The sequence below is a fragment of the Sphingomonas sp. CFBP 13603 genome, assembly GCF_014892665.1.
Classification (GTDB): Bacteria; Pseudomonadota; Alphaproteobacteria; order Sphingomonadales; family Sphingomonadaceae; genus Sphingomonas.
The window spans coordinates 17,025-37,533 of sequence record NZ_JADBIA010000009.1 but is presented as its reverse complement, the minus strand read 5'-3'; the positions used below and the strand labels follow the sequence as shown (position 1 = coordinate 37,533).

The window sequence follows — 20,509 nt, the reverse complement described above, 5'->3', positions numbered from 1 at the left end:
GCCTCAATCCTTGTACTTCATCTCCAGGAAGCGACCGCGGGTCGACAAATTGTCGAGGTCGCTCTGTGCCAGCCGTGCGGTCATCTCGCCAATTTCCTGCTCGATCAGCTTCAGGCCGTCGACCAGCTCGGCGTCAGGCGAGCGGCCATTGCGCGGCGTGGTGCGCAGCGACGCCGGGACTTTCTCGTAATCCTTGACGAACGCCGGCAATTGCTCGCCGATCAGTTTCCGGACGTCGACCGCTTCCTGCGTGTTCGCGTCGAGCGTCGCGAGCTGCGGGGTCAGCGTTTCGAGGCGCAGGCCGATCTTGTCGACCAAGTTCATCGCCGGCGCGGGGAGGGCGGGGCGTTGCGCCTCCAGCCAGCGTTCGGTCTGCGCGGGGAGGGCACGGATGTCGACCGCGGCGAGGCGCTCGGGTGTCGGCGCGCGTTCCGCCGGCCAGACCGCGAACAGCACCGTCGCGGCGACCAGCAGCGCCATCACCAGCATCGCGCCGCCGATCCCGAGCGGCACGATCCAGCCGATCACCATCGCCGCGATCAAGATCGCGACGTCGGCGACCGCGATCCGGGTCAGCCGCTTGCCGATCGCCTGCGTCTGCCTCGCTCGCCCCCGCGTCGGCACGCGCCCGATCACCGTGCCGGTGCGGTCGTCGGAAATGCGCGACCAGGAGGCGCGGGCGCTGGCGATGGCGTCGTCGACTTCGCTCACGAGGGTTACATCGCCTCCAGCTTGAACGGGCTAGGCGACGGTCCGCCCAACTGCCCCTGCGTCGCGCCCTCAGCCCGCGCGATATAACCGCGCGACTTGTCGACCTCGTTCGACAGTGCGCCGACGGTGACCTTCATCGAATCGAGCGCCTTCAGCTTGAACACGTCGATCGCGTCCATCGTGTCGTAGATATTCTGAAACGCGCGCTGCAGCGTCTCCAGCGGGATCGTCGCCGACGCCGCCTGCTCGTGGATCTGCGCGGTCTGCGACTTGAGCAGCTTGCCGGTCGAATCGATGATGTTCGCGGTCGTCGTGTTGAGCGCGGTGATCTGCTCGAGCACCAGCTTCTGGTTGGTCAGCGCCTGCGCCACCGTCACCGCGGTCCGCAGTGCCGAGACGGTCGTGGTCGAGGCGCGATCGACGCCCTTCACCAGCTCGACATTGTTCTTCTTGACCAGATCGAGCGCGAGATAGCCCTGTACGGTCACCGCCATCTGCGTCAGCAGGTCCTGCGTCCGCTGGCGCGTATAGAACAAGGCCGTCTCGCGGATCGCCTTCGCCTTGGCGGGATCGGTGTGGTCGAGGTCGTTGGCGACGTCCTCCAGCTTGGCGTCCATCGTCTTCGACAAATGGATCATCTGCTCGAGCCGGCCCATCGCGGCCCACAAATTGGCGCGCTCGGTATCGATCGCGGCATTGTCCATCAGCAGCTCGTCCTTGCCCGAGCCGAGGCTCTTCAGGATCTGCGCGATGTGCGTCTGCGAGGATTTATAGCCGTCGAAATAATTGCGCATCTTGCCACCGAACGGGATGATCCCGAACAGCTTCTGCGGCGCGGTCAGGTTACCCTTCTTGCCGGGATCGAGATCCTCGACGACGCGGCGCAGCTCGGCGAGGTCCTTGCCGACGCCGGTCTCCTGATCCATCGCCTTGACCGGGCGATCGAGGAAGCGGTTCGACTGGCCGGCGGCCTCGCGGATTTCCTTCGCGCCCATCGCGGTGATCGCGTCGACGCGCTTGCCGAATTCGGGCGAGTTGACGTCCTGCGCGACGAGATCGGTGACGAAGCCCGACACGCGCTCCTCGAGCTGCGACTTCACGCCGGCATCGACGGGCACGAGGCCGGACGCCTTGGCGGCGGCGACGGTCGGCACCGGATCGGGCGGGGTCAGCACCAGGCCCGGCTCTTCCGTCAGCGTGTTCGGGGTCGTCGCCATACTCGTGTCTCCGTTCGGTGGGGCATGGTGGCTGCAACCCGCCCCGCGTTCAAGTGGCGTATATAGATAATACACTCAGGCTTGCCAACAGCTCTCCTTGAAACCGGTGGGTGGCGTGGACAGCTTGGTCGCGGACATCACAGGAGTTCCAGCATGCGCGCCATCGGCTATACCAAGTCGCTCCCGATCGACGATCCGCAGTCGCTCGTCGATCTCGATCTCCCCAAGCCCGACGCGACCGGTCGCGACCTGCTGGTCGAGGTGAAGGCGGTGTCGGTCAACCCGGTCGACACCAAGATCCGCCAACGTCGCGAAGATCCCGACGGCAAGCCGCAGGTGCTGGGCTGGGACGCATCGGGCGTCGTCGTCGCGGTCGGCCCGGACGTGACCGGGTTCAAGGTCGGCGATGACGTGTTCTATGCGGGTGCGATCGACCGGCCGGGGACCAATTCGGAGTATCACCTCGTCGACGAGCGCATCGTCGGCCACAAGCCGGCGTCGCTCGACTGGGCGCAGGCGGCGGCGTTGCCGCTGACCTCGGTCACCGCGTGGGAGACGCTGTTCGACCGGCTCGACGTGCGCAAACCCGTCCCCGGCGCGGCCAACGCCATCCTGATCATCGGCGGGGCAGGCGGGGTCGGCTCGATCACGATCCAGCTCGCGCGGCAGCTCACCGACCTGACCGTGATCGCCACCGCCTCGCGCGACGAGACGCGCGGCTGGGTCGAGGATCTCGGCGCGCATCACGTGATCGACCACCGCAAGCCGCTCGCCGCGCAGGTCGAGGCGCTCGGACTCGGCGCGCCGGGGTTCGTGTTCTCGACGACGCATACCGACGAGCACATCGCCGAGATCGGTGAACTGCTGGCGCCGCAGGGCCGGCTGGCGCTGATCGACGATCCGAAGACGCTCGACATTGTGCCGCTCAAGCAGAAGTCGATCTCGGTGCACTGGGAGCTGATGTACACGCGCTCGCTGTTCCAGACCGCGGACATGGGCGAGCAAGGGGTGTTGCTCGACGAGGTCGCGCGGCTGGTGGATGCGGGGACGGTGCGGACGACGCTGGCGGAGAATTTCGGGAGGATCGATGCTGGGAATTTGCGGCGGGCGCACGAGCGGATCGAGAGTCACACGGCCAAGGGGAAGATCGTGCTGGAGGGGTTCTAATACCGCCCTCGTCATCCCCGCGCAGGCGGGGATCCATACAGGCTGGCCTCGATATAAAGTCGCTAGCCTCCTGAGAATATGGGTCCCCGCCTCCGCGGGGATGACTTGCAAGGGTGTGCACCACCCCGGCGAAGGCCGGGGCCCAGTTGGGGGACGTTGCTAACGGATGGCGGCACGTCGTTATTTCCACCTTCCCAACTGGGCCCCGGCCTTCGCCGGGGTGGATCGAATGGAAGGTGGCGCGTTGCAGGTCGCCGCCACCTAACGATCCTCCCCCGCAAGGGGGAGGTGGCAGGCGTAGCCTGACGGAGGGGGCGGCAAGCGACCACGCTGGTTTCGTGTCCTCCCCCTCCGTCCCCTTCGGCGGCACCTCCCCCTGGCGGTGGAGGATTGTGATATCCGCTCTGGCGTGCCGGCAAACACGCGATACGCTGCGCACCATGCTCCGCCCGCTGATCCTCGCGCTCGCCCTCCTACCCGCGGCAGCCACGAATCGTCCCCCGCCAGCCGACCCGCTCACCGCCACGATCCACACCGAAGACGCCGACCGCTTCGCCGCGCTCTTCGTCAAGACCAAGGGCAAACCCACCGCCGCGCAACTCAAGCGCGACTATCTCGACAAGGGCAGTTTCGGGATCGGCGTCTTCACCCCCGGCCGGATCGTCGACGCAGACACGCTCGCGCGCGCCATCGCCGCCAACCCGACCCGCTACGCGCAGGCGATCAAGACCTGCCTCCCCGCCGCCAAGGCCGCCACCGCCGATCTCCGCGCGATCTATCTCGGCCTGCACGGCGCGCTCCCCGACGTGAAGCTCCCGCAAGTCTATATGGTCTTCGGCGCGAACACCTCGGGCGGCACCGCCAAGCCGGGCGCGCAGGTACTCGGGCTCGAAGTGCTGTGCCGCATGTCGCCGACGCCCGAGAAACTCCGCCAGACGCTCCGCCATTTCTTCGCACACGAGACGGTGCATTCGTTCCAGCAGGACGCCGGCATGACGCTCGCCCGCGACCCGCTGCTCACCGCGATCCTCGTCGAGGGCGCCGCCGACTTCATCGCTGGGCTCGTCACCGGCCAGGAGCCCGACGCCGCCCGCGCCGCCTGGGCCACGCCTCGCGAGGCGGAACTCTGGCGCCAGATGCAGGCCGACATCGCGCTCACCCGCAAGCTCACCGACAAGGACGACCCGGAGGAAGGCTCGCCCGAAGCCAAGGCCTATACCCGCTGGATCGGCAACTACTCCACGCCGCCCGCCGGCTGGCCGCCCGAACTCGGCTATTGGATGGGGCTGCGGATCTGGCAGCGTTACTACGCCGCCGCACCCGACAAACGCGCCGCGCTGAGGGCAATGCTGGCGGTCCGCGATCCCCGTGCTATTCTCGCCGCCGGAACATACAAGCGCCGCGGAGGTTCCCTCTAAAGGCGACGAAATGCCGCTGCGTCTTCCCGCGGCGCAACAATTACGCTATGGCGCGCGCCAACCCCGTTCCTCGATCAAGAGAATACATTCATGAGCCTCCGCAACGTGGCGATCATTGCGCACGTCGATCACGGCAAGACGACGCTGGTCGACCAGCTCTTCCGCCAGTCCGGCACCTTCCGCGACAACCAGCGCGTCGAAGAGCGCGCAATGGATTCGAACGACCTCGAAAAAGAGCGTGGCATCACCATTCTCGCCAAGCCGACCTCGGTCGACTGGACGCCTCCCGGCGAGTCCGAGAGCATCCGCATCAACATCGTCGACACGCCCGGCCACGCCGATTTCGGCGGCGAAGTCGAGCGCATCCTGTCGATGGTCGACGGCGTCGTCCTGCTGGTCGATTCGTCTGAAGGCGCGATGCCGCAGACCAAGTTCGTCACCGGCAAGGCGCTGGCGCTCGGCCTGAAGCCGATCGTCGTCGTCAACAAGGTCGATCGCAACGACGCGCGCATCCAGGAAGTGCTCGACGAAGTGTTCGACCTGTTCGTGTCGCTCGACGCGAACGACGACCAGCTCGATTTCCCCGTGCTCTACGCATCGGGTCGCAACGGCTATGCATCGACCGACATGGACGCGCGCGAAGGCACGCTGATCCCGATGTTCGAGACGATCGTGAAGCACGTGCCGCCGCCCGCCGTGGAAGTCGCCGGCGTGCCGTTCACCTTCCTCGTCACGTTGCTCGACCGCGATCCGTTCCTCGGCCGCGTTCTCACCGGTCGCGTCAATTCGGGTACCGTGAAGACCAACCAGGCGATCCACGCACTCGATAACGACGGCAAGATCATCGAGACCGGTCGTGCGTCCAAGATCATGTCGTTCCGTGGTCTCGAGCGGGTTCCCGTCGACGAAGCCAAGGCCGGCGACATCATCTCGCTCGCAGGTCTCTCGGTCGCCACGGTTGCCGACACGATCGCCGACATCACGGTGACCGAGCCGCTGCACGCGCAGCCGATCGATCCCCCCACGCTGTCGATGCGTTTTGCCGTGAACGATTCGCCGATGGCGGGCCGCGAAGGCAGCAAGGTGACGTCGCGCATGATCCGCGAGCGCCTGTTCCGCGAAGCCGAGTCGAACGTCGCCGTGAAGGTGACCGAGGCGGCCGACAAGGACAGCTTCGAAGTCGCCGGCCGCGGCGAGCTTCAGCTGGGCGTGCTGATCGAGACGATGCGCCGCGAAGGCTTCGAGCTGGGCATCTCGCGTCCGCGCGTGCTGTTCGGCGAGGACGAGAACGGCAAGAAGACCGAGCCGTACGAGACCGTCATCATCGACGTCGACGAAGAGCATTCGGGCACCGTCGTCGAGAAGATGAACACGCGTAAGGCCGAACTGACCGACATGCGTCCGTCGACCGGTGGCAAGACCCGCATCACCTTCTCGGCGCCTTCGCGCGGGATGATCGGCTATCATGGCGAGTTCCTGTCCGACACGCGCGGCACGGGGATCATGAACCGGCTGTTCGAGAAGTACGGTCCGCACAAGGGCGCGATCGAGGGCCGCAAGAACGGCGTGCTGATCTCGAACGGTTCGGGCGAGGCGAACAACTACGCACTGGGCCCGCTCGAAGAGCGCGGCATCCTGTTCGTGGGCCACGGCGAGGCTCTCTATGAGGGCATGATCGTCGGCGAGAACGCCAAGCCGGACGACCTCGAGGTCAACCCGATGAAGACCAAGGCGCTGACCAACTTCCGCGCCTCGGGCGGCAAGGACGACCAGGTCCGCCTGTCCCCGCCGAAGCGTGCGACGCTGGAGCAGGCGATCGCGTACATCGACGACGACGAGATGGTCGAAGTCACGCCGAAGTCGATCCGCCTGCGCAAGCGCTTCCTGGATGCGAACGAGCGCAAGCGCGCTAGCCGGGCTAAGCAGAGCGCCTGAGGCCAGCGAAGGCGAAGCCGGCTGAGCCTAAGGCGCTCGGCCGGCCTCGCTCAAGCGAGGTCCGACGACGTGGCTTTGCCGCGGCGCGCCGGTTCGGAACTGAAGAAGGGCCGGAGGGAAACCTCCGGCCCTTTTCGTTTGCTTGGCCCGATTCGATCACCCAGCCACACGCCGTCATTCCCGCGAATGCGGGAACCCATATTGGCTAGCCTAACGGGTAAGTTGCGGACGTCAGAGGATATGGATCCCCGCCTACGCGGGGATGACGGACGTTGGTGGTCGAGGGGGGAAGGGCGGCACGAAGCAGCAGTCGACGCGGTAGCGATCATGCGAGCTGCCGTCATCCTGACGAAAGTCAGGATCCAGAGCCACGAAGGTCGCCAGCCGCTACTCTGGATCCTGACTTTCGTCAGGATGACGGAGGGGACGATCCGCGGCAATCGCCTCCCCCGCTCGCCCCCTCAGGCAGCAGTAATCCGCCCACCCCGTTCCAACATCTCCCCACTCGTAACGATCACCCGATCCCCAAGCTTAACCTGCTCGAAAATCAGCTTCGCAAACGCGGTCGGCACCCCAACACACCCATGCGTAGCGTACTTCCCATCCATCAACGCGCTGCCATGGATCGAAACCCCATCATTGGTCAGCCGCATCATGTACGGCATCGGCGCCCCGTACAGGTTCGACACATGATGCGCGTCCTTCTGCGTGATCTTGAACACCCCCAGCGGAGTCGGCTTCTCGTCCGCGCCATAGATCACGGCCGCCGTCCCGATCTCGTACCCGCTGCGAAAGATCGACAAGGTCTGCGCCACCAGGTCGACGGTGATCACGATCGGCCCCTCCGGCACGCCCTCCGTATCCCAGTAATACGCCCCATGCCGCAAAGGCTCCGGCACGTTCAGCACCCGCTTCACGACATACGCATCGGCCGGGTCCTCCGCAGCGACGGCAACCGGCTTCGGCGCCACCTTGGCAACCGGCGTAGCAACGGAAGCCTTGGCCACCCGAGCAGGCGCCTCGACCGCCCGCACCTTCACCGGCGACCCGGACAGCGCCAGCCCACCGATCAGCACCGCACTCCCGCCGAGCACGGCAAAGGCGATCGCTCGCGTCGTCATCATCCTGTGCATCGCCGCACCCTATCCGATATTCGTGAACAATACCCAGCCGGGCCGAGACTCCTGTGTCCTCGACCGGGACTCCAGCTATACCGTGGGTTAACAAGCCGTTCCGAACCAGTTCAGACCGAATCGCCTAAATGCTGAAACACGGTCGGACACTTATGCGTTTGTCCCAAGCGGACCGGGCGTAACCAGTAACGGAGTTCGGAAGAGATGAACGGATTTTTGAAGAAGGCAGGCTTGGGCGTAGCACTCGCTGCCACCGCGTTGACCGCGGCGGCACCGGCCGACGCGCAGCGCTGGGGTCGTGGCGGCTATGGGCGTGGCTATGGCGGCGGCTGGCACGGCCATCGTGGCGGCGGCAACGCGGCGGGCGCAGCAGTGCTCGGCGGCATCCTGGGTCTCGGCGTGGGCGCGGTGATCGCCAGCAACAACAACCGCAACCGCGGCTATTACGACGACGGCTATTACCGCGGTCCGCCGCCGCGCGCGTATTACGCCGAGCCGGTGCGGACCTACTACCGCGAGGATTACCGCCCGCGGTGCTGGAACGAATGGCGGGTCGACCCCTATTACGGCGACCGGGTCGCGGTGCAGGTCTGCAGCTGACCCGATCAGACGATCGCATGGAGGCGTCGGGAGCAATCCCGGCGCCTCTTTTGCGTCCGGTGCCTTTTTTCTGGCGCGCCCCCGGTGCTTGCCGCTAGACGCGCGACCATGACCGACACGCCAAACACCCCCGAGACCGAAGCCGCCGCCACCCCGGCCGCAACCGGCGACACGCCCCCCGATCGTCTGTCGATCAACCAGCGCAGCCCGTTCTTCCAGCAGGACCTGCTCGAACGCGGCATCGGCATCCGCTTCAAGGACAAGGTGCGCCACGACGTCGAGGAATATTGCATCTCGGAAGGCTGGATCCGAGTCGCGCTCGGCAAGAAGGTCGACCGCAACGGCAACGCTCTGACACTGAAGCTGGTCGGGCCTGTGGAGGCTTGGTTCGAGCGTCCGGCAGCGGGCGCGGACACCGACGAGGGCTGATCTCGACGAGGTCGAAGCCTGCCTCCGAACCAAGGCAAGCATGTTTCCCCGCGAAGGCGGGGACCCAGACTGGGCTCCCGCCTTCGCGGGAGAACATGAAAGCGCGGACCGTCGCGGTAATACAGCCGCAACCCAACGTCCGTCACCCAGCGAAAGCTGGGGTATCCCGCTTGGCGGACGCTACGACCCGAACGGGGAGATCCCAGCTTTCGCTGGGATGACGATGGTGGCAGGGCGGTGGCGGTGCAGTGAGATGCGAAGCCGGAAGCGGGGGGCCCTTAAGCCTCCACGCCTTCCAACGCCTCGCTAGCCTCGAGCCACTTGGCCTCGCTGGCCTCGAGCTTCGCATTCACCTCGGCGCGACGCTTGCTCAGATCCCCCATCGACATCCGCGAGAACCGCGGCTCCGCATTCGCCGGATCGACCATCGCGCGGTCCAGAGCGTTGCGCTCCTTGGTGAACTTAGCGGTCTGCTCCTCGATCTCGCGCAGAGCCTTCCGAAGCGCCGCATCGTTGCTCTTCGCCTCGGCCGCAGCCTTCTTGCCGGCCTTCTTGTCCGCCTTCGACGCAGCATCGCCCTTGCCGCCGTCGCCCTTCAGGACGAACGCGATGTAATCGTCGAGGCTGCCGTCGAATTCCTTCGCCGTCCCGTCGTCGACCAGCACCAGCCGGTCCGCGGTCAGCTCCAGCATGTGCCGATCATGGCTGACCAGCACCACCGCGCCGGTATAGGCGTTGAGCGCCTGCACCAGAGCCTCACGCGCATCGACGTCCAGATGGTTGGTCGGCTCATCGAGAATCAGCAGATGCGGCGCATCGCGCGTGATCAGCGCCAGCGCCAGACGCGCCCGCTCGCCACCCGACAGCTTGCCGACCCGAGTCGTCGCCTTGTCGCCCGAGAAGCCGAAGCGCCCCAATTGCGCGCGGACGGCGGCCGGCGTCGCGCCCTTCATCAGATGCGACATATGCTCGATCGGCGAATCGGTCGGATCGAGTTCCTCGACCTGGTACTGCGTGAAATACCCGACCTTCATCTTGCCCGACGACGACATCTCGCCGTCCATCGGCGTCAACTGCGCCGCCAGCAGCCGCGCGAGCGTGGTCTTGCCGTTACCGTTGCGCCCGAGCAGCGCGACCCGGTCGTCGGGATCGAGCCGCATGTTGAGCCGCTTCAGGATCGGTACGTCGGCATAGCCCACGGTCGCCATGTCGAGCGTGATCAAAGGCGGCCGAAGCTCGGTCGGATTGGGGAAGCCGAACGACAGCGTCGGATCGTTGTAGCTTTCGGCGATCGGCTGCATCTTCGACAGCATCTTCTGTCGCGACTGCGCCTGCTTCGCGGTCGACGCCCGCGCGGAGTTCTTGGCGATATATTCCTGTAGCTTCTCGCGCTGCACCGCCTGGTTGGCGCGTGCCGCCTCGATCTGCGCGAGCCGCTCGGCGCGCTGCCGCTCGAATGCGTCGTAGCCGCCGGGATACAGCGTGATCTTGCCGCCCTGCAGATGCAGGATGTGATCGACCACGTTGTTGAGGAAATCGCGCTCGTGGCTGACCACCACGATCGTCGCCTTGTAGCCCTTGAGGAAGTCCTCGAGCCACATCACCGCTTCGAGATCGAGATGGTTCGAAGGCTCGTCGAGCAGCAGCAGGTCCGGCTGCGAGAACAGCAGCGCGGCGAGCGCGACGCGCATCTTCCAGCCACCCGAGAAGCTGTCGAGCGTCCGTGCCTGCATGTCCTCGTCGAAGCCGAGCCCGAGCAGGATCTGCGCGGCGCGCGCGGGCGCGGTATAGGCGTCGATCGCGATCAGCCGCTCGTACACGTCGCCGAGCCGGTCGGGATCCTCGCTCGTCTCGCTCTCGATCATCAGCGCGGCGCGCTCCAGATCGGCTTCGAGCACGGTCTCGAACGGCGTCTTCACGCCGTGCGGCGCTTCCTGCGCGAGGTAGCCGATGCGGGCGCCCTTCGGCATGTCGGCCGACCCGTCGTCGGGCTCCAGCTGCCCTGCGATCACGCGCACCATGGTCGACTTGCCCGCGCCGTTGCGCCCGATCAGCCCGACGCGCGAGCCCGGCGGCAACGCGGCGGTGGCGCCATCGAGGATAACGCGTCCGCCCAGGCGCACCGTGATATTGTTCAGGTTCAGCATGCGCGTCCCGTTAGCAGATGCAGCATGGTTTTGCGAGGGGAGGGGTGTCGCTCGCGATGGAGCGGCGAGAGCTCCTTTGGAAGAAGCTGTTCCCCCGCGAAGGCGGGGGCCCAGGATCACAAACGCCACCGCCCGAGATCCTGGACCTCCGCCTCCGCGGGGGAACAAGAGAGCCTTTTTGCAACCACGATCACCCCGCCTTACGACCACCCCGGCGAAGGCCGGGGCCCAGTTGGAAAGGTAGTCGGAACGAAGCGCGGTCCGCAGTTGGGAACGTTCACCAACTGGGCCCCGGCCTTCGCCGGGGTGGTGCAGGTATTGGAATAGGGAGCCTCAAAACTCCCTCCCCTTCAGGGGAGGGCTGGGGTGGGGCTCGTCCGCGAACGTGTCGCTCGGGGCCGTGCCCCACCCCGACCCTCCCCTGAAGGGGAGGGAGCTATCAGGTTTCGTCCGACACTACCGCGTCGGCGGCGTTACCGCTGCCGATCATCGCAGACCCCCGCCCACCAACATGAATCCGCACCCCGGAAACCAACCGCGTAGGCAAAATCGCCGCACCCGCCATCGCCGAACCAGAACGCAACACCCCCCGGTGCACGGTCACCCCATGCAGCGCATCGGCCGGCTCCGCACCCGAGTCCGCAACGTCGTCCCGATTACCATAATGCACCGAAACCCCAGCAACCTGCGCCGCAACCGCCGCCACGCCACCACCGCTCGCCAAACCACCAGCCCGAACCCCAGGCTCGACCCCGGCATAAGCCTGCCGAAACGTCAGAGCCCGCTCCAACGCCCCCTGCCAGCGATAGAACACATGCGCCCCGACCGTCGTGATCCGCGCAAGACTAGACGCCCACCAAGGCAGGATGCTGGTCGTATGAAACGACGTCGCCGCCCCGACCGGCGCATACACGCTCCCCCCAAGCGCCGCCGCCGCAACCGCCCGCGCGCGATCCCAAGCCCCAGGCTCGCGCGCACGGTTCATCGAGCCATCGCAGGTAAAGCTGAACTGGCACCCGGTCCGCCGCTCGGCCCCCTGATACACGACCCCGCAAACGCTGTTCGGAAAGGCCCGATCGCGCACCCGGTTCAACACCACCTGCGCCACCGCCCGCTGCCCATCCTCCGACTGCGACCGCGCTTCATAGTACACCGCCGCCGTCAGGCACTCGGCCGCGCGGCTCGCGTCATCGACCGAGTTCGATGTCAGAAAGGGAGGCGCAACGAACGGTACCGCAGCGGCAAACGGCGCATCGGGGGCGGCCGTGGCGATCTTCGCCGAGATGTCGTCGGGCACATGCAACGCCATCCGGCTCAGCAAGGCTCGCGAGTTCCGCTCCGGCTGGACCCGAGCGATCGCCGCCGGCCGATCCGCCGGCACGCACGACGTCGCCATCACCAAAGCGGGCAGGCTGATCAGCGCGTGGCGGTAAAGGCCGTAACCCGACGTCTTCATCCCCCCGCTCTAGGCCGCGGGGTTTAGGGACTGGTTAATGTCCACAGGAAACGGGGGAAGCGCCCGCTAAGGGAGCGCACCCCCCGTCATCCCGACGAAAGTCGGGACCTCGATCGGCAAGGACGGAGCCGGTTACCGGGAGATCCCAGCTTTCGCTGGGATGACGGGGACTATCTCAGTGAACGAACCGCGCCACCACATCACGATACGACCGCGAAACCTTCACGCTCGCCCCCGAATTCAGCACCAGGAAACACTCGCCATTAGTATGCGGCTTGACCTGCTTCACCAGATCCAGGTTCACGATCGTCGACCGATGCACCCGCTGGAACCGCCGCGGATCCAGCCGCTTCTCCAGATCCTTCATAGTCTCACGCAAGATCAGCGTATTATCGCCGGTATAAATGCACATGTAATCGCCAGCCGCATCGATCCGCTCGATCGTATCCACATCGACGCGGAAGATCTGCCCGCGATCCTTGATGTTGATGAGCTTCTCGAACCGGTTCGCCGACACGGCATCCCCGTCCGGCAAATCCGCCGCTGCATCCGGCGCGACATCGGCGAGCACTTCGCGCAACCGATCGACCTCCTCGACGCCGCGCTTCTCGCTCAAACGCTGCCGAACCCGCTCGATCGTATCGGCCAGCCGCGATTCCTCGACCGGCTTCATCAGATAATCGACCGCCTGCGCCTCGAACGCGCGCAACGCATGGTCCGAATACGCGGTGACGAACACGAACAACGGCGGCTCGACCTCCATCAGGCCCTGCACGACGGAGAACCCGTCGAACCCCGGCATCTGGATATCGAGGAAGACCAAGTCGGGCTTGTGCGTCTTGATCGCGCGAATCGCCTCGCGGCCGTTCGAGCATTTTTCGATGATCTCGACGTCTTCATGGGCCTGGAGTCGGAGTTCCAGCCCCTGGATCGCCAGCGGCTCGTCGTCGACGAGAATGGTACGGATGGTCATGAGGCCTCTCTGTTCACGTCTTCAAGCTGATACGGAATCTCGATTTCCACCGAGAAGCCGCCAGCGGGCGTGGAGCGGGTTTCGAAACGGTGGTCGGGCCCATATGCCTGACCCAACCTGTCTCTAATATTAGCGAGCCCCACGCCTGTGGATTGGCTTGAACCGATCCGGCCCTCGATCAAGCCCGGACCGGTATCGGATACGGCGATCTGCACGCGTTCCCCGGCGAGCCGCACTTCGACGCAGATTTCGGCGCCTTCCTCCTGCGGTGTGACCGCGTATTTGATCGCGTTTTCGACCAGCGGTTGCAGCAGCAGCGACGGCAGCCGCGCGCGTTCAGCGCGCGGATCGATGTCGAACTTCGGCCGCATCCGATCCTCGAAGCGCATCTTCTCGATCTCCAGATACAGCTTCAGCTGGTCCACCTCCTGCGCGACGGTGACATGCGCGGTCGGCTCGTTCGCCAGCGTATAGCGCAGGAACGACGACAACCGGCTCAGCATCGCATTCGCCCGCTCGGTCTGCTTGAGCAGCACCAACGTCGAGATCGAGTTCAGCGTGTTGAACAGGAAATGCGGATTGAGCTGATAGCGCAGCATCGCCAGCTGCGCCGACGACGCCTGGTTCTCGAGATGCTCCATCTGGTCGATCTGCTGCTCGACGATCAGGTAGAAGTTGATCCCGAAATACAGTGCCGACCACCCGAACAGCACGGTAAACGTGACGTACACCGACCCCAGCAGCCGCGTGAGCGTCACCCCCGGCGTCGCGGTCGCGATGAACGAGAAGGTGAACGCGTCGAGCACCGCGTACAGGAACGTCGCGGCGGCAAGCGTCGCGATCGTCAGGAACATCCCGACCAGCCGGTTCATCCGCCGATACTGGCCGTACATCGTCGAGAGCAGCAGTGTGATGCAATATCCGACGATCGCCTCGACGATCACCGGGATCACCCCGTCGAGTGACAGCCCGTTCGAGATCGACACCACCCCGCGCAGCAGCAGATACCCGCTCCACCCGACCGCCTGGAGGATCCAGAACGCCCGCGCCTTGTTCTCGAAGAACGGTCGCGCGGTGAAGGGCAGGCGCCGGGCGGAGTTCAAGGCGGACGAGCCGGGAGGCGGGGCGGGAGAGGTAGCCATTATGGCCTGCGCTCTTACACGGCGAAACTAGACCGCGCAAAACCTGGAGCGCGTAGACCTACGCTTGCTCGATACCAAAGGACAAAGTTCGTAGCGGCCTGTCAGCCTGCCAAGGCATAACGCCTGCGGCATATCCGTCGCTACGAAGCGCGCCTTGCCCGTGTGGCGCCGACATAAAAATCGCCGCCCCGAACCCGGGACGGCGATTCTTCTCGTCACGATGTCGAAGGCTCAGAAGCCGACGATGAGCGATCCGCTGATCGCACGCGGCGAACCGAAGTTCACGAATGCGCCGGTGCCGAGCTGCGACAGGCTGCCGCTGAAGGAGCCAACATAGAACTCGTCGAACAGGTTGCTGACGTTGAGCTGCAAATACGTCTTCGCGAGCCCTGCACTCGCCAGCGAGTAACGGATGTCGAGGTCGACGACCGTGTAGCCGCCAAACTTTACCGTGTTGATATCGTTCAGGAAGCGACGACCCGTGTACTTGACCTGTGCGCCAAGATCGAGATCGCCGATGGTGCCCTGAAGACGTCCGCCGGCGAGCCAGTTCGGTGCGGCACGCTCGTAGTTACCCGCGGTGGCGGCGAACGTCGTTGCCCCGGTGGCGACGTTGTCCTGGATTTCCGACTTGATGTACGAACCGAAGACATAGGCGAGAACCTGCGGAACCGGACGAACCGATACGCTGGCATCAAAGCCGTACTTCTTCACTTCGCCCAGATTGGTGTCGACCGAGCAATCGCAGTCGAGGTCATAAGCCGATACGATGCGGTTCTTGTAGGTCGAGTACCAACCGGTCAGCGCTGCCTGGACGATGCTGCGCTGGTAACGCAGGCTCAGATCATAGCTGTTCGACGTTTCGGGCCGAGGCCGGGCTGCAGAGTTGGTCGCAGGCACGTACAGCGAGTTGTACAGCGTGTCCGTGCCGGGAACCGAGAGGTTCTGGGCAAAGCTCGCCGCGACGCTGACCGCCGGGGTCAGGCGGAACGTCGCGCCGACGTTCGGCAGGATCTTGTCGTACTTGTACGTCCGCGACTGCGGCGGCGCTGCACCCCGTGGTGCACCGGTTGCCGTCGTCGTGTACGGATTGGCGGCCTGGAAGGCAGCGGCGTTGCCGCCGGCAACGCAGTTAACGTTGCCGCTGAGCGACGTCGTGTAGCAATACTGGTTGAGGTCGCGCTTGTAGAACGGTGCGCTCACGCCGAGCAGCAACGTCAGCTTCTCGTCAATGAACTGCCCGCGATATTCGGCGGCGACCTTGTTCAGCGTCGCGAACGACTTGCGGTCGCGCTTTTGCACTACGTTGCCGGCGCCATCGGTCAGCGGATTGTTGACCGGGAACACGTCGGACGGCTCGCCACCGATATCCAGCGCACCGGTTTCACCGGTCTGGCGATGGCGGGCGCGGTCATACGTATACGACAGGCGGACACGGTTGTTCGGGTCCAGATCGTACGCAAGGTTGGCAACGCCGGTATAGCGGTTGGTCTGCGTCTGGCTTGGCTGGAGGACGGTTACCCGACCGGTGGGGCTGATGATGCCGTCGCCGTTAAGATCCGCGTTATAGTACGGGATCGGTGCGCCGGTGTTGCCGATCGCCGACGGGAAATAGCCAGTGAAGCTCTGGCCGTTCTGCGTGAAGGCGCTCTCGCGGGCCGACACGGTGCCGCCGCCGTTTGCCTTCACATACTGATACGCGCCGTCGAGCGACAGGATCAGGCCTTCTGCCAGCGTGTAGCGCGAGTTGATGCGCGCATTGCCGTTATTCGACGGGTTGTAGCGACGCTCGAACGAGGTGCCGCACGTGTTCGGCGTGCCGTTCAAGCTGACGTTGCAGGGAATGCCGCCGGGAATGTCGTAGAACCGCACCGACTTGTCGTTGCCGAACGACGCAGCGTTCAGCGGCGAGCCACCGAAGTTGTTGCGGTTAACGTTATAGTTGCCTGCCAGCGAGATGAAGTCGCCGTTGCTGCCGATGTCCTGGCGGATCTTGGCGTTGTACTGCGACTTCTGGACGACGCCGTAGTTCGCGAACGCTGCCTCGTTGTGCGCATTCGATGCCGCGAACCAGGCCTTGGTGCCGTGGCCGGTAATGTCGCCGGTCTGGATCAGGCCGAAAACGCGCGTGTAGGGGCGGTCGCCTGCGCCGTCGGCGACGATGTTACCATAGCTGGCGACAGCCATGCCGCTCAGTACTTCGCTCGGGTTCAGCGTATTGATGTTGACGGTGCCACCGACTGCCGAGGCGGTCGGGCTGTCGACGTCGGTCGCGCCCAGGTTGACGTTGACGTTGGAAATCAGTTCGGGGTCGACTTGCTGATTCGTATAGATGGCATAGTTGCCCGAGTCATTCAGCGGGATGCCGTCGAACGTCTGCGAGATGCGCGACGAATCGAAACCGCGGATCGTGAACGAACCGCCCGACGAACCCCATGGATCGTTGTTCGTGAAGCTGACACCGGGGACGAGGTTGATGATCTCGTTGACCGACTGGCCAGGGCGCTGACGCTGGATCAACTCGCTGGTGATGACGACCTTGGGCTTCGGCGAGTCGGGAATCTCGACACCGCCGACCGCCTTGTCCTTCTTGCCGCTGACGACGATTTCGCCCGTTTCGTCGAACGACTGTGATCCGGTCGACTGAGCGAAGGCCGCGGCCGGAAGCATGAGCGCGGCGAATGCAACGCCGCAAGCTAGCATGGTACGCATCTGAATAATGTCCCCTTAGAGCCCGTAGCTCTGGATGTCGGCTTTCCACCGCACATCCGTGCCCCTGCACTCGGGATATTTCGGTTATGTTACATTGGCGAGTCGGGAATTGTCATAGAGTCACTCGGTGATGTTGCGTTGCAAAAAAGCCACGCAATCGAACCGATTCCGGGGGACTGGAACCAACCCTGCCGGGGCATGATAGCAGCCTAGCTGGCGGCGACGATCTCCGCCCATTCGGCTTCGGTAATCACCCGTATCCCCAGGTCGGTGGCTTTCTTGAGCTTCGATCCTGCGCCTGGCCCGGCGATGACGAGGCCGGTTTTGCTCGACACCGATGCCGCGACGCGGGCGCCGAGCGCTTCGGCCTGCGCCTTGGCTTCGTCGCGGCTGAGTGTTTCCAGGCTGCCGGTAAATACCAGAATTTGCCCGGTTACCGGCGACTCGCGGGTCTCGTGGACGACGTCCGCGGGCTTCACTTCGCGCAACAGGTCGAACACGACGCGGCGATTGTGCGGCTCGGCGCAGAAGCCGACCAGTGCGCTGGCGACCTCGGGGCCGATCCCCGCGGTTTCGATCGCGCCGACCAGCAGCTTGTCGCGGCGGAGGACGAATTTCCGCTCGGGTTCGCCGATGACGGGCTCGATCTGGCCGCGCAGGAACACCGCGTGGCGGAGCACCGTGCCGAGCGCGCGCGCGGACACATAGCGTCGCGCAAGGTCGCGCGCGGTAATCTCGCCGACGTGGCGGATACCGAGCGAGAACAGAAACCGGTCGAGCGGGATCGTCCGCTTGGTCTCGATCGCCGCGATGACCTTGGCCGCCCACACGCGCCCGTCCTTCTTGCGCGCGGCGAGTTGCTCCTCGGTCAGGCGGAAGATGTCGGCGGGCGATTCGATCAGGCCGTCGCGGAAGAACGCCTCGATCAGCGTCTGACCGAGCCCGCCGATGTCGAAGGCGTGGCGCGAGGCGAAGTGGATCAGTCGCTCGACTCGCTGCGCCGGGCAGATCAGCCCGCCGGTGCAGCGATAGACGACCTCGCCTTCCTCGCGCTCGGCCGCGGACCCGCATTCGGGGCAGACATGCGGGAAGACATACGCCTCGCGCTCCGCGTCCGGGGTCAGGTTCTCGACGATCTGCGGGATCACGTCGCCGGCGCGCTGGACGAGCACGCGGTCGCCTGGCCGCACGCCGAGCCGCTCGATCTCGTCGGCATTGTGCAGCGTCGCGTTGGTCACGACGACGCCACCGACGGTCACTGGCGACAACCGCGCGACCGGAGTCATCGCGCCGGTTCGGCCGACCTGGATGTCGATCTTCTCGAGCAGCGTTTGCGCACGCTCGGCAGGGAATTTGTGTGCGATCGCCCAGCGTGGCGCCTTCGCGACCTGGCCCAGTCGTGCCTGCCAATCGAGCCGGTCGACCTTGTAGACCACGCCGTCGATGTCGAACGGCAGGTCGGCGCGCTCAGCCTCGATCTTCCGATAGATGTCGAGCGCGGCGGCCGTTCCTTCGACCCGCGCGAACCCTTCGGCGATCGGGAAGCCCCAGCCGCGCAAGGTGTCGACGACCTCGGCCTGCGTCTCGCCCGGCACCACGCTCGCCTCGCCCCAGCCATGCGCGAGGAACCGGAGCGTGCGGCTCGCGGTGACGCTCGCGTCCTTCTGGCGGAGTGAGCCCGCGGCGGCGTTGCGCGGATTGGCGAACTGCCGCGCGTCCTTGCCGGTCTCCTCGGCCTCGGCGAGCAGGCGCCCGTTCAAGGCGGCGAAGTCGTCCTTCGCCATGTAAACCTCGCCGCGAACCTCGAAAATCGCGGGGGCCTCACCCTGCAAGGTCTGGGGGATATCACTAATGGTGCGGACGTTCGCGGTCACGTCCTCGCCAACCTGCCCGTCGCCGCGCGTGAGGGCCTGGACCAGCCGCCCATCCTCATACCGCAGCGAACACGACAGCCCGTCGATCTTCGGTTCGGCGGTCAGCGCCACCGGCGCGTCGTCCGCCAGTTTCAGGAATCGGCGCACGCGCGCGACGAACTCTTCGACCTCCTCGTCCGCGAATGCATTGTCGAGGCTCATCATCGCCTTGGCATGCGCGACCTTCGCGAGGTGCCCCGCGGGTGCAGCACCGACGGTGCGGCTCGGCGAATCGGTCCGCACCGCCGCCGGAAATGCCGCTTCGATCGCCGCATTGCGCCGCACCAGCGCGTCATAGTCTGCGTCGCTGATCTCGGGCGCGTCGTCGGTGTGATAGCGCGCGTTATGATACGCGATCTGCGCGGCGAGCGTCTCCAGTTCGGCGGCGGCTTCGGTCTCGGTCGCGGGAAGGTCGGTCATCGCGTCGGGTTAGGGGAGGGGGGCGTCTTTCGACAAGACCTCGATCAACATCGCGTGAACATTCGTCCGACTTGCGCGCTGACATCCCAAGAGAATTTTTCCCAAGGACACGCCATCATGACCGACACCAGCCGCCGAGACCTGTTCAAGGGCGCCGCCGTCACTGGCCTCGCCGCCGCCGCCGCGCCTGCCTTCGCGCAAGGCGCCGCGCCGCTCGCCGATCCGCAGACGCGCTTCGTCTCGACGCCGTTCCCCGAACAGCGCCAGAAATGGCCAGCGCTCCAGCGCGACATGCGCCCCGTCCCCGATTGCGGCGAGGCGAGCTATCGCGGATCGGGGCGTCTCGCCGGTCGGAAGGCGCTGGTAACGGGCGGCGATTCGGGGATCGGCCGCGCGGCGGTGATCGCGTTCTCGCGCGAAGGCGCCGACGTGGCGATCAATTATTATCCGACCGAGGAACCCGACGCGCAGGACGTCGCCAAGCTGCTCCGCGCCGAGGGGCGGAAGGTCGTGCTGATCCCCGGCGACCTGACCGATGCGAAATTCTGCAACGACCTGATCGCGCGCGCCAACCGCGAACTCGGTGGGCTCGACATCCTCGTCAACAACGCCGCGTACCAGCAGTCGAAGGCGTCGATCGCGGAGATCAGCTTCGAGCAGTTCGACCGGACGATGAAGACCAACGTCTATGCGATGTTCCACCTCTGCAAGGCGGCGATCCCGTTGATGAAGCCGGGCGCGTCGATCATCAACACGGGGTCGGTGAACTCGGTCGACCCGGGCGAGGAACTGCTCGACTATGCCACCACCAAGGGCGCGATCCTGATCTTCACCAAGGGGCTCGCGAAGCAGCTCGGCAAGAAGGGCATCCGCGTCAACATGATCGCGCCGGGGCCGGTATGGACGCCGCTCCAGGTCGCGGGCGGTCAACTGCCCGGCAAGATGGGCGAGTTCGGCCAGGACACGCCGCTCGGCCGCGCGGGTCAGCCGGCGGAACTGGCGTCGCTGTTCGTGACGCTCGCGGAGACGGGGACGAGCTTCACCAGCGGCAGCGCGTTCGCGGCGACCGGCGGCAGCGGGGTTCTGTAACCCTCCCCCAACACCACCCCGGCGAAGGCCGGGGCCCAGTTGGCAAG

15 protein-coding genes are annotated in these 20,509 nt (G+C 65.5%); 6 read left to right on the top strand and 9 right to left on the bottom strand.

The features are described 5' to 3' along the window. Nucleotides 1-3 precede the first annotated feature (3 nt). Together IFR23_RS13995 and IFR23_RS13990 are read right to left on the bottom strand one after the other, a co-directional pair. Complete coding sequence (locus tag IFR23_RS13995) at nt 4-711, bottom strand: hypothetical protein (RefSeq protein WP_192976445.1); 708 nt, start codon at nt 709-711, stop codon at nt 4-6. A 5-nt stretch (nt 712-716) separates the two neighbouring features. Further along, the gene (locus IFR23_RS13990) at nt 717-1,928 is read right to left on the bottom strand and encodes a toxic anion resistance protein (RefSeq protein ID WP_192976444.1); all 1,212 of its coding nucleotides are present in this window, start codon (nt 1,926-1,928) and stop codon (nt 717-719) included. 153 nt (nt 1,929-2,081) lie between these two features. Here IFR23_RS13990 and IFR23_RS13985 point away from each other — a divergent pair, with 153 nt between their 5' ends. The 3 genes from IFR23_RS13985 to typA all read left to right on the top strand — a co-directional run bounded on the left by IFR23_RS13985 (nt 2,082) and on the right by typA (nt 6,448). After that, nucleotides 2,082-3,095 (top strand): zinc-binding alcohol dehydrogenase family protein, encoded by a 1,014-nt coding sequence (locus IFR23_RS13985; protein ID WP_192976443.1) that lies wholly within the window; start codon nt 2,082-2,084, stop codon nt 3,093-3,095. 440 nt (nt 3,096-3,535) lie between these two features. After that, the gene (locus IFR23_RS13980; RefSeq protein ID WP_192976442.1) at nt 3,536-4,513 is read left to right on the top strand and encodes a hypothetical protein; all 978 of its coding nucleotides are present in this window, start codon (nt 3,536-3,538) and stop codon (nt 4,511-4,513) included. A gap of 90 nt (nt 4,514-4,603) precedes the next feature. Beyond that, nucleotides 4,604-6,448: a translational GTPase TypA gene (gene typA / locus IFR23_RS13975; RefSeq protein WP_056051990.1), complete on the top strand. Its 1,845-nt coding sequence runs from the start codon at nt 4,604-4,606 to the stop codon at nt 6,446-6,448. Between the two features lie 461 nt (nt 6,449-6,909). On the opposite strand, the gene IFR23_RS13970 is transcribed toward typA, so the two are convergent. Then, on the bottom strand, nt 6,910-7,572 hold the full coding sequence (locus IFR23_RS13970; RefSeq protein WP_342344962.1) for a L,D-transpeptidase family protein: 663 nt from the start codon (nt 7,570-7,572) through the stop codon (nt 6,910-6,912). A gap of 213 nt (nt 7,573-7,785) precedes the next feature. Here IFR23_RS13970 and IFR23_RS13965 point away from each other — a divergent pair, with 213 nt between their 5' ends. Both IFR23_RS13965 and IFR23_RS13960 read left to right on the top strand, forming a co-directional pair. Next, complete coding sequence (locus IFR23_RS13965) at nt 7,786-8,181, top strand: hypothetical protein (RefSeq protein ID WP_192976440.1); 396 nt, start codon at nt 7,786-7,788, stop codon at nt 8,179-8,181. A gap of 108 nt (nt 8,182-8,289) precedes the next feature. Next, nucleotides 8,290-8,610, top strand: coding sequence for a DUF3297 family protein (locus tag IFR23_RS13960; protein ID WP_056066699.1), 321 nt, complete (start codon nt 8,290-8,292; stop codon nt 8,608-8,610). A gap of 278 nt (nt 8,611-8,888) precedes the next feature. On the opposite strand, the gene IFR23_RS13955 is transcribed toward IFR23_RS13960, so the two are convergent. From IFR23_RS13955 to ligA, 6 genes are all read right to left on the bottom strand, one after another. Continuing rightward, a complete protein-coding gene (locus IFR23_RS13955; RefSeq protein ID WP_132737350.1) occupies nt 8,889-10,757 on the bottom strand; it encodes an ABC-F family ATP-binding cassette domain-containing protein in 1,869 nt (622 codons plus the stop codon). A gap of 439 nt (nt 10,758-11,196) precedes the next feature. Further along, complete coding sequence (locus IFR23_RS13950; RefSeq protein WP_192976439.1) at nt 11,197-12,213, bottom strand: cell wall hydrolase; 1,017 nt, start codon at nt 12,211-12,213, stop codon at nt 11,197-11,199. A 175-nt stretch (nt 12,214-12,388) separates the two neighbouring features. Further along, nucleotides 12,389-13,186, bottom strand: a complete 798-nt coding sequence (locus tag IFR23_RS13945) for a LytR/AlgR family response regulator transcription factor (RefSeq protein ID WP_192976438.1) — start codon at nt 13,184-13,186, stop codon at nt 12,389-12,391. After that, complete coding sequence (locus IFR23_RS13940; protein ID WP_192976437.1) at nt 13,183-14,328, bottom strand: sensor histidine kinase; 1,146 nt, start codon at nt 14,326-14,328, stop codon at nt 13,183-13,185. The genes IFR23_RS13945 and IFR23_RS13940 overlap by 4 nt, the downstream gene beginning before the upstream one ends. A gap of 231 nt (nt 14,329-14,559) precedes the next feature. Beyond that, nucleotides 14,560-17,040, bottom strand: coding sequence for a TonB-dependent receptor (locus tag IFR23_RS13935; RefSeq protein ID WP_192976436.1), 2,481 nt, complete (start codon nt 17,038-17,040; stop codon nt 14,560-14,562). A gap of 209 nt (nt 17,041-17,249) precedes the next feature. Next, nucleotides 17,250-19,373: an NAD-dependent DNA ligase LigA gene (gene ligA / locus IFR23_RS13930; RefSeq protein ID WP_192976435.1), complete on the bottom strand. Its 2,124-nt coding sequence runs from the start codon at nt 19,371-19,373 to the stop codon at nt 17,250-17,252. 117 nt (nt 19,374-19,490) lie between these two features. Here ligA and IFR23_RS13925 point away from each other — a divergent pair, with 117 nt between their 5' ends. Beyond that, a complete protein-coding gene (locus tag IFR23_RS13925) occupies nt 19,491-20,462 on the top strand; it encodes an SDR family oxidoreductase (RefSeq protein WP_107963122.1) in 972 nt (323 codons plus the stop codon). Nucleotides 20,463-20,509 lie beyond the last annotated feature (47 nt).